Origin of the sequence: Planktothrix prolifica NIVA-CYA 540, from assembly GCF_963864145.1 — a bacterium.
Taxonomy (GTDB): Bacteria; Cyanobacteriota; Cyanobacteriia; order Cyanobacteriales; family Microcoleaceae; genus Planktothrix; species Planktothrix agardhii.
In genome coordinates, this window is record NZ_CAWLTW010000001.1 from 4,645,212 (window position 1) to 4,654,314 (window position 9,103).

Annotated in this window: 4 protein-coding genes and 1 pseudogene; 2 read left to right on the forward strand and 3 right to left on the reverse strand. The window is 45.4% G+C overall.

The annotated features are described in order from the left end of the window. Window positions 1-105: 105 nt before the first annotated feature. From hcp to hoxE, 3 genes are all read right to left on the reverse strand, one after another. The gene (gene hcp / locus AC559H_RS20600) at window positions 106-1,755 is read right to left on the reverse strand and encodes a hydroxylamine reductase (RefSeq protein WP_026795092.1); all 1,650 of its coding nucleotides are present in this window, start codon (window positions 1,753-1,755) and stop codon (window positions 106-108) included. A gap of 111 nt (window positions 1,756-1,866) precedes the next feature. Next, window positions 1,867-3,483 carry a NuoF family protein gene (locus tag AC559H_RS20605; protein ID WP_026795091.1) on the reverse strand — a complete coding sequence of 539 codons (1,617 nt, stop codon included), beginning with the start codon at window positions 3,481-3,483 and terminating at the stop codon, window positions 1,867-1,869. Between the two features lie 280 nt (window positions 3,484-3,763). Next, window positions 3,764-4,294, reverse strand: a complete 531-nt coding sequence (gene hoxE / locus AC559H_RS20610; protein ID WP_026795090.1) for a bidirectional hydrogenase complex protein HoxE — start codon at window positions 4,292-4,294, stop codon at window positions 3,764-3,766. Window positions 4,295-4,702: 408 nt separating this feature from the next. On the opposite strand from hoxE, the gene AC559H_RS20615 reads away from it, so the two are divergent. Next, a complete protein-coding gene (locus AC559H_RS20615; RefSeq protein WP_026788310.1) occupies window positions 4,703-4,936 on the forward strand; it encodes a HypC/HybG/HupF family hydrogenase formation chaperone in 234 nt (77 codons plus the stop codon). A 369-nt stretch (window positions 4,937-5,305) separates the two neighbouring features. Next, a pseudogene (gene nifJ, locus AC559H_RS20620) lies at window positions 5,306-9,021 on the forward strand (pyruvate:ferredoxin (flavodoxin) oxidoreductase). Window positions 9,022-9,103: the final 82 nt, after the last annotated feature.

Genomic DNA, 9,103 nt, shown 5'->3' on the forward strand with positions numbered 1-9,103 from the left:
CGGATTGATTTCAAAGTCCCCCTTTTTTAAGGGGGTAGTTTAGGGGGATCTGATTCGGCTACAATCAGATTTTTTCGGCCGTCTTTGACACCCATGAAATTAACCCTAGGCTAAACAAGCGGCTAAATCTTCATCGGGGGTAGAAATCGCTTTCAGATGATAGGTGTCCGATAGTAATTGGAACACATTCGGAGAAATAAAAGCGGGTAATGTCGGGCCTAAACGAATGTCTTGAATCCCCAAATATAACAGAGTTAATAACACCGCTACAGCTTTTTGTTCATACCATGACAAAATCATTGATAGGGGTAATTCATTCACACCAATATCAAAAGCTTTAGCTAATCCTAAAGCAATTTGAATGGCAGAATAAGCATCATTACATTGTCCCACATCCATCAATCGAGGAATGTTACCAATTTCACCTAATTCTTTATCAAAAAAGCGGAATTTTCCACAAGCTAAGGTGAGGACAACACAATCTTGGGGAACTTTTTCCACAAATTCTGTATAGTAACTCCGTCCGGGTTTGGCCCCATCACAACCGCCGACTAAAAAGAAGTGACGAATTTTCCCTGCTTTAACCGCTTCAACCACATGATCAGCTACACTTAAAACTGCATTATGGGCAAATCCGGTTTTCACTTCCCGGGGGGTTTCATCATCCAAAAAGCCGGGGAGTTCTAGCGCTTCTTGAATCACTGGAGTAAAGTCAGGAATACCATCAGCATCGGAGGGTAAATAGCCTAACCCCGGATAGCCCACGGGCCCAAGAGTAAACAGTTTTTGATCATAGGTTTCATGGGGCGGCATTAAACAATTTGTTGTCACCACAATCGCCCCAGGAAACTTAGCAAAATCTTTGGTTTGATTCTGCCATGCTGTGCCAAAATGTCCGAACAAATGGGGATAATTTTGTTTTAAAATCGGATATCCATGGGCGGGTAATAATTCCCCGTGGGTATAAACCGTAATCCCCGTATCTACGGTTTGTTTTAACAGGGCTTCTAACTGTTTAATATCATGTCCAGAGACTAAAATAGCCTTACCTTGACGATGATTTAAGGGAACACTTGTCGGGGTGGGATGTCCATAATGTCCGGTATGTCCGGCATCTAATAATTCCATCGCCCGTAGGTTCATTTCTCCGACTTTCAAGGCTAAACCCACCCAGGCATTTAAGTCTAAATCCTGCCGATCTAAAGCAATTAAGGCTTCATAGATAAACTGATAAATCTTCTCATCTTCCTGACCCAGTTCGTAGGCGTGGAAGGCGTAGGAAGCTAATCCTTTAATGCCATAAATTGTGGTTAATTGCAAGGAATAAATATCAATATTCCCATTAGCTTTTTGAATTAAATCCAAGGCAAAATTTTGTCCTTGTTCAGATAAATTTTCCTCAAAATCGGGCTGATAATTACAAATTTCTGGCCAGGAAATGGGGGTGGGACTTTTACTTTCCACCGCTTGTTTTAAGGTTTTTCGCAATTGTAAAACCTGTTGGGCAGAATCAGCAAATCGCTTCGTACTAAAGTTAACATTCGTCATCGTTGAAAACATCGCTTCACAGGTAAAACGATCAATTTCTCGATTAGGAATACCTAACTCATAAGCTTTTAAAGCAATGGGGGCAATACTGCGTAAGCAATAGACTAATAAATCTTGGATTGAATTAACTTCTGGACTTTTACCACAAGCCCCCCATTGATGACAGCCATTTCCACTGGCGGTTTGTTCACATTGTTCGCAAAACATTTTTTATTATCCTTACTTGCAAGTATTGGATACAATGGGTGAATTTTATCTTTGTTGATACCAATAAATAGTCACCCATTGCAGATAGAAACCATCCCATTTTTAGGGATGTTAAGACCCCGAAACCCGTCCGCTTTCTTCTGGTTGCAATAATGCCTGATATTCCTCTGGAAAATAACGCAACGTACTCAAGACCGGGTTAGGGGCTGTTTGTCCGAGTCCGCATAAACTGGTGGCTTTGACCATTTCCGACAACAGTTTCATTTTCTCAATATCTGCGGTAGTAGCTTGTTTATTGAGAATTTTGGTTAACATTTGATACAGTTGGACTGTTCCGGTGCGGCAGGGAACACATTTTCCGCAGGTTTCCCCCCGACAGAATTCCATATAGAATTGGGCAACTTGTACCATACTGGTGTCTTCGTCCAGCACCACCATGCCCCCTGACCCCATCATAGATCCTAACTGGGCCAAGGATTCGTAATCTACCGGGGTATCTAAATGTTCTGCGGGAATACAACCTCCCGATGGCCCTCCAGTTTGCACGGCTTTAACTTTCACGCCGCCGGGAATACCGCCCCCCATGTCCTCGATAATTGTCCGTAAACTAATTCCCATGGGGACTTCAATTAAACCGGTATTCCGAATTTTGCCCGTGAGGGAGAAAATTTTAGTCCCCTTGCTTTTTTCTGTGCCGATACTGGAAAACCAGTCGCTACCTTTTTTAATAATTGGGGCAATATTGGCCAAGGTTTCGACGTTATTAATTAAGGTGGGTTCCCCCCATAACCCGGAAACGGCGGGATAGGGAGGGCGAGGGCGAGGAGTGCCACGTCCCCCATCAATGGAGGCAATTAGGGCGGTTTCTTCCCCACATACAAAGGCTCCCGCCCCCACCCGAATATCAATGCGAAAATCTATCCCCGATCCAAAGACCTGACTGCCTAAAATCCCTTGGCGTTTAGCCTGTTGAATGGCTTTTTGCAGACGGGAAATGGCCAGGGGATATTCGGCCCGGACATAGATATAACCCTGGGTCGCACCAACAGCATATCCAGCGATCGCCATTCCTTCTAAGATCCGATGGGGGTCACTTTCCAACACACTCCGATCCATAAAGGCGCCGGGATCTCCTTCATCGGCGTTACAAATCACATATTTCTGTCCGGGGGGCATTTTGGCAACGGTGGCCCATTTTAATCCCGTGGGATATCCGGCCCCGCCTCGACCCCGGAGCCCAGATTTAGTAATTTCAGCTACCACCTCGGCCGGACTCATTTCATAAACGGCATGGTGCAGGGCTTGGTATCCACCTACGGCGATATATTCACCAATTTTTTCAGGGTCAATTTTACCGCTATTTTCTCGAACAATTAGCAGTTGGCCACTAAAAAAGGGATGGTGGCGATCGCCTAGGACGGGTTTAGCCTCTCCCCCATTCAGGGCTTCAATAATAGACGGGGCTTCTTCGGGCGTCACTCTCTCGTATTGGAGTCCGACGGGTTCGACTTCTACTATTGGCCCCCGGCCACAAAATCCCATACAACCGACCCCGACTACTTGCACTCTTTCCTCAAGTCCGGCGGCTTTCACGGCTGCATCCATTTGGTCTTTGACACCCAAGGAATTTGAAGCCACACATCCGGTTGAGGTACAACAATGCACCCGGATCGGTTTTTGGGATTTTTGTTCCTTCTCGGCTAATTCTAATAATTCGCTATATTCCATAATTTTTGTTTTCCTCTATAAAGGCAACAGGCAAGTATCAAGACAAATCAGTTATCAATCAGCAGTGCGAGCGTCCTCGCTCGCTAACTCGTAAAATATTGGGGTAAGGTCAGGCTGGCATTTACTAACTTTTGGTTAAGGTCAGACTTGCTAACTTTTGGTTAAGGTCAGACTTGCTAACTTTTGGTTAAGGTCAGACTTGCTAACTTTTGGTTAAGGTCAGCGAGCGAGGACGCTCGCACTTCCCTACTCCCCCCGGCTCCCCGGCCCCCCTACTCTCTTACTCCCCCTGCTCCCATGCCGCCATGCGATCGCAGGCCATTTCCGGGGTCTGTTGGGCGGCTACTTTGCCATCAAAGACAACGGCCGGAGCAATACCACAGGCTCCAATACAACGGGCGGTCATAATCGAAATTTGACCATCGGCGGTGGTTTCCCCGGCTTTAATTCCGGTTCGGGCTTCTAAGGCGGTTAAGACATCCCCGCCCCCCTTAACGTAACAAGCTGTTCCTAAACAAACTACACAGGTATGGGCGCCATTGGGTTTGAGGGAGAATAAATGATAGAAGGTGGCGACTCCATAGACATAACTGAGGGGAAGTTTCAGATTTCTGGCCACATAAATTAGAACATCTTCTTCTAAAAAGCCAAAGGATTCTTGGGCTTTATGTAGCACCTCAATTAAGGCGTCCTGACGATATTGGTTGCGCTTCATGGTCATATCCAGGACTTTAAACCGTTTATCGCCTCCTTTTGTGGCTCCAGCTTTGGGTTTATCGGCTTTTGCAGTCGTTACCGTAGAAGATTGCATAGTTCTGTTCTCTACTAATGATGTGGATTTTGACACTCATTTTGTAATCAAATATACCTTTAGAAAAGTTGGGTTCAGTTCACCACAAAAGGGTCACAAATTTAATCATGAACCTTTGGGGACTCAAGGATTATAGACTAGGTTGAGAGTTGTATAAACAACGGTTGTGTTGTTTATCTCGATAATTCTGGGTTGGGTTCCAACTTCTCTCCTAAGTTGTAAGTCTACTGCTAATTCATGGAAAAAAGTATTAAAATAAAGAAAAGAATTAATCGGCCTGGGTTAATAATGGATGTGGTATTGATCGGACTGAAATACTGGGACAATCCCTACCACAAGAAATGGTCTGGATTTTTCATCAGTTTTCCCTCCTTGCTTCAAGAAACGTAACATTTTTAGGTGCACCCGATGTGTTTAGCAATTCCAGGTCAATTATTGAGTATTTCCGGTGATGACCCCTTGGCAAAAGTCGGCAAAGTCAGCTTTGGTGGAATGGTCAAGGAAGTCAACTTAGCTTATGTTCCAGAGGTTCAAGTGGGTGACTATGTGATTGTTCATGTCGGTTTTGCTTTGAGTATTGTGGATGAACAGGCAGCCCAACAAACCTTAACGGACTTACAACAAATGATGACAATAAGTTAAAAAACGTTAAGCAATGATCCACTTTTCCCCATTTTTATTAGATGATCTAAAGCAGTAACTCAGGGAAAGTAGACCTCAAAAATTCTTAATCAAAATTTAAGGATGTTTTAATCTCGATCAGGATTTACCTATGGAAAACCCTCAATTAAACAACGACGGAGATTATTAGGGAAAGCTGAATTAATTGTTAAGGAAAATTCCGTCTGTTTAACTACAGAATTACAATGATCGTAAATTCCAACTAAACATCACCAAGTATGAATTCAGGCGCGTAAATTGCCAAAATAATTCTGTAGGAAAGCGGGCGATGCCACAAAGTTGCGGCTACGCCATCGCATCAAGTTTTTATTAAAGAGAGGCATTTCAAGAATGAATACAAAAAATTATGCAACCCTAGATGGTAACGAAGCCGTTGCTCGTGTTGCTTATCGTTTGAGTGAAGTTATCGCCATTTATCCGATCACCCCGTCCTCACCCATGGGAGAATGGGCCGATGCTTGGGCCTCCGTGGGGGATAAAAACCTCTGGGGAACCGTCCCGGCCGTGGTGGAAATGCAAAGCGAAGGGGGGGCGGCCGGGGCCGTACACGGGGCCCTACAAGCGGGTTCCTTGACAACCACCTTCACAGCATCCCAAGGGTTGATGTTAATGCTCCCCAACCTCTACAAAATCGCGGGAGAATTAACCTGTGCCGTGATCCAAGTGGCCGCCCGTTCCTTGGCCGCCCAAGGGTTATCTATTTTCGGCGACCATAGTGATGTGATGGCAGCTAGGGCCACGGGGTTTGCCCTGTTGTGTTCCGCCTCGGTGCAGGAAGCCCAGGATATGGCCTTAATTGCCCAGGCAGCCACCCTAGAATCACGAATTCCTTTTATTCACTTTTTTGACGGATTTCGTACCTCCCATGAAGTCCAAAAAATTGAACTATTAGAGGATAGTGATATCCGAGAATTAATCGATGATAAATACGTTTATGAACATCGCAACCGCGCTTTAACTCCTGACCGTCCTGTCCTGCGAGGAACGGCCCAAAACCCCGATGTTTATTTCCAAGGCCGAGAAACCGTTAATATTTTTTATGATCAAACCCCCGAAATTGTACAACGGGCAATGGATAAATTGGGGCAGTTGACGGGACGTAATTATAAACTATTTGAATATCACGGCGCCCCCGATGCAGAAAAAGTGATTATTCTGATGGGATCAGGTTGTGAAACCGTCCATGAAACCGTTGATTATTTGAACGCCCAAGGTGAAAAATTAGGGGTGTTAAAAGTTCGGTTATATCGACCTTGGGATGGGGAACAATTAATTGCTGAACTGCCAGAAACTGTCAAAGCGATCGCGGTTTTAGATCGAACCAAAGAACCCGGTTCTAGTGGGGAACCCCTCTATTTAGATGTGGTGACGGCAGTTCAAGAAGTGATGTTAGGAGATAACGATACTCTTAAAGCTAAGATTAAAAATCTTAAAGTCTTAGTAGGTGGACGTTATGGGTTATCTTCTAAGGAATTTAACCCGGCAATGGTTAAGAGTATTTTTGAGAATATTACCCCCCCAACCCCCCTTACCAAGGCGGGGATCAAGAGGGGGTTACTTATCAAGGGGGGGTTAAACCCAAAAATCACTTTACCATCGGTATTAATGATGATGTCAGCCACACATCTTTAGAATACGATCCCAACTTCTCCACCGAACCCGATAACGTGGTGCGGGCGATGTTCTACGGTTTAGGTGCAGATGGTACCGTTGGCGCGAATAAAAACTCAATCAAAATTATTGGGGAAGAAACCGATAATTATGCCCAAGGATATTTTGTTTACGACTCCAAAAAATCCGGGGCTGTTACCGTATCTCACTTGCGTTTTGGGCCGCAACCGATCCGGTCGATTTATTTAATTAGTAAGGCGAATTTTATCGGTTGCCATCAATGGACGTTTATCGAAAGATTAGACGTTCTCCAATGTGCGATGGAAGGTTCAACTTTCCTCTTAAATAGTCCCTACGGCCCCGATCAAGTTTGGGAATATCTGCCCTTAGAAATTCAAGAAGATATTGTTAGAAAAAATCTGAAATTCTATGTTATTGATGCCAATAAAGTTGCCCGTGATACGGGGATGGGAAACCGCATCAATACTATTATGCAGGTGTGTTTCTTTGCCTTAGCGAAAGTATTGCCAAGGGAAGAAGCGATCGCCCAAATCAAAAAAGCGATCGAAAAAACCTATGGTAAGAAAGGAGCAGAAATTGTTCGCTTAAACTTAAAGGCCGTTGATGAGACCCTAGAACACCTTTATGAAGTCAACGTTGCCAATGTTGTAGAGACGCGCCATGGCACGTCTCTACTACGGCGGGCCGAACCCGTAGCCGTCGGAGCCCCTACCTTTGTTAAAGAAGTTGAAGGCATGATGATCGCCGGACGGGGGGATGATTTACCCGTTAGTAAACTGCCCTGCGATGGTACTTATCCCACCGGAACCTCCAAATGGGAAAAACGCAACGTCGCCCAGGATATCCCGGTTTGGGATGCGGATGTCTGTATCCAGTGTGGCAAATGTGTGATGGTTTGTCCCCATGCCACAATTCGGGGTAAAGCTTACGATGAGGCTGCCCTGGAAAACGCCCCCGCCAGCTTCAAATTTACCGACGTTAAGGATAAAGTCTTTACCGGGGAAAAATTCACCATCCAAGTTGCCCCGGAAGACTGTACCGGATGTGGCATCTGTGTGGATGTTTGCCCGGCAAAAAATAAATCCATGCCTTCAAGAAAAGCGATCAACATGGAACCCCAGTTACCCCTGCGGGAACAAGAAGCGACGAATTGGGACTTTTTCCTGGGTATTCCCAACCCCGATCGGTTAAAATTACGGCCAGATTTGATCCGTCAACAACAATGGCAAGAACCGTTATTTGAGTTCTCCGGCGCCTGTGGCGGATGTGGCGAAACTCCCTATATTAAGTTAGTCACGCAGTTATTTGGCGATCGGATGATCGTGGCTAACGCCACCGGATGTTCCTCTATTTATGGCGGGAACTTACCCACAACCCCCTGGACAACAAACGCCGACGGTCGCGGCCCGGCTTGGTCTAATAGCTTATTTGAAGATAACGCCGAATTTGGTTTAGGCTTCCGTATGTCCATTGACAAACACGCTGGGTTTGCTCTGGAATTGTTACATAAACTAGGCGGCGACGTCGGGGATAATTTAGTTACGCAAATTACTGATAATTCCCAAAAATCAGAGGCTGATATTTGGGAACAACGGAAACTGGTCGTCCAACTCAAAGAAAAACTGCAAGGAGTCAATTCCCCTGACGCCCAACAGTTACTCAGTTTGGCTGATTATTTAGTTAAAAAATCCGTTTGGATTATTGGGGGAGATGGTTGGGCCTATGATATTGGTTACGGTGGCTTAGATCATGTTATTGCCAGTGGCCGTAACGTTAATATTTTGGTTTTGGATACCGAAGTTTATTCCAACACCGGGGGTCAGTCCTCGAAAGCCACCCCCCGCGGCGCGGTTGCTAAGTTTGCAGCCGGAGGAAAAGCGTCACCCAAGAAGGACTTAGGCCTAATTGCCATGACCTACGGTAACGTTTATGTGGCGAGTGTGGCGATGGGGGCCAAGGATGAACACACCCTGAAGGCGTTCTTGGAAGCGGAAGCCTACGACGGGCCATCAATTATTATTGCCTATTCTCACTGTATTGCCCACGGGATTAATATGACAACGGCTATGACCCATCAAAAAGATCTGGTGGAAAGTGGCCGTTGGTTACTGTATCGGTATAACCCCGACTTGAAAGAAGCAGGCAAAAACCCGTTAATTTTGGATTCTAAATCACCTAAGAAAACCGTTGAGGCGTCTATGTATGCGGAAAACCGTTTCAAAATGTTGACTAAGAGCAAACCCGCCGACGCCAAACGGTTGTTAAAAGAAGCCCAAGAAGACGTCAGTACCCGTTGGAAAATGTATGAATATATGGCCGCTCGTCCGTTAGAAACTAAGGGTAATAACGGTCATTCTGAAGGGAAATCAGCCCCAATTTCGGAAGGTAAACCCCCAGAAACTACACCTGTATAAATCCTTCTTAACCTGCCCCCTAGACCCCCCTAGCCCCCCTAAGGGGGGAACCGGATGTTCAAAGTCCCTTTTTTTGAGGGGG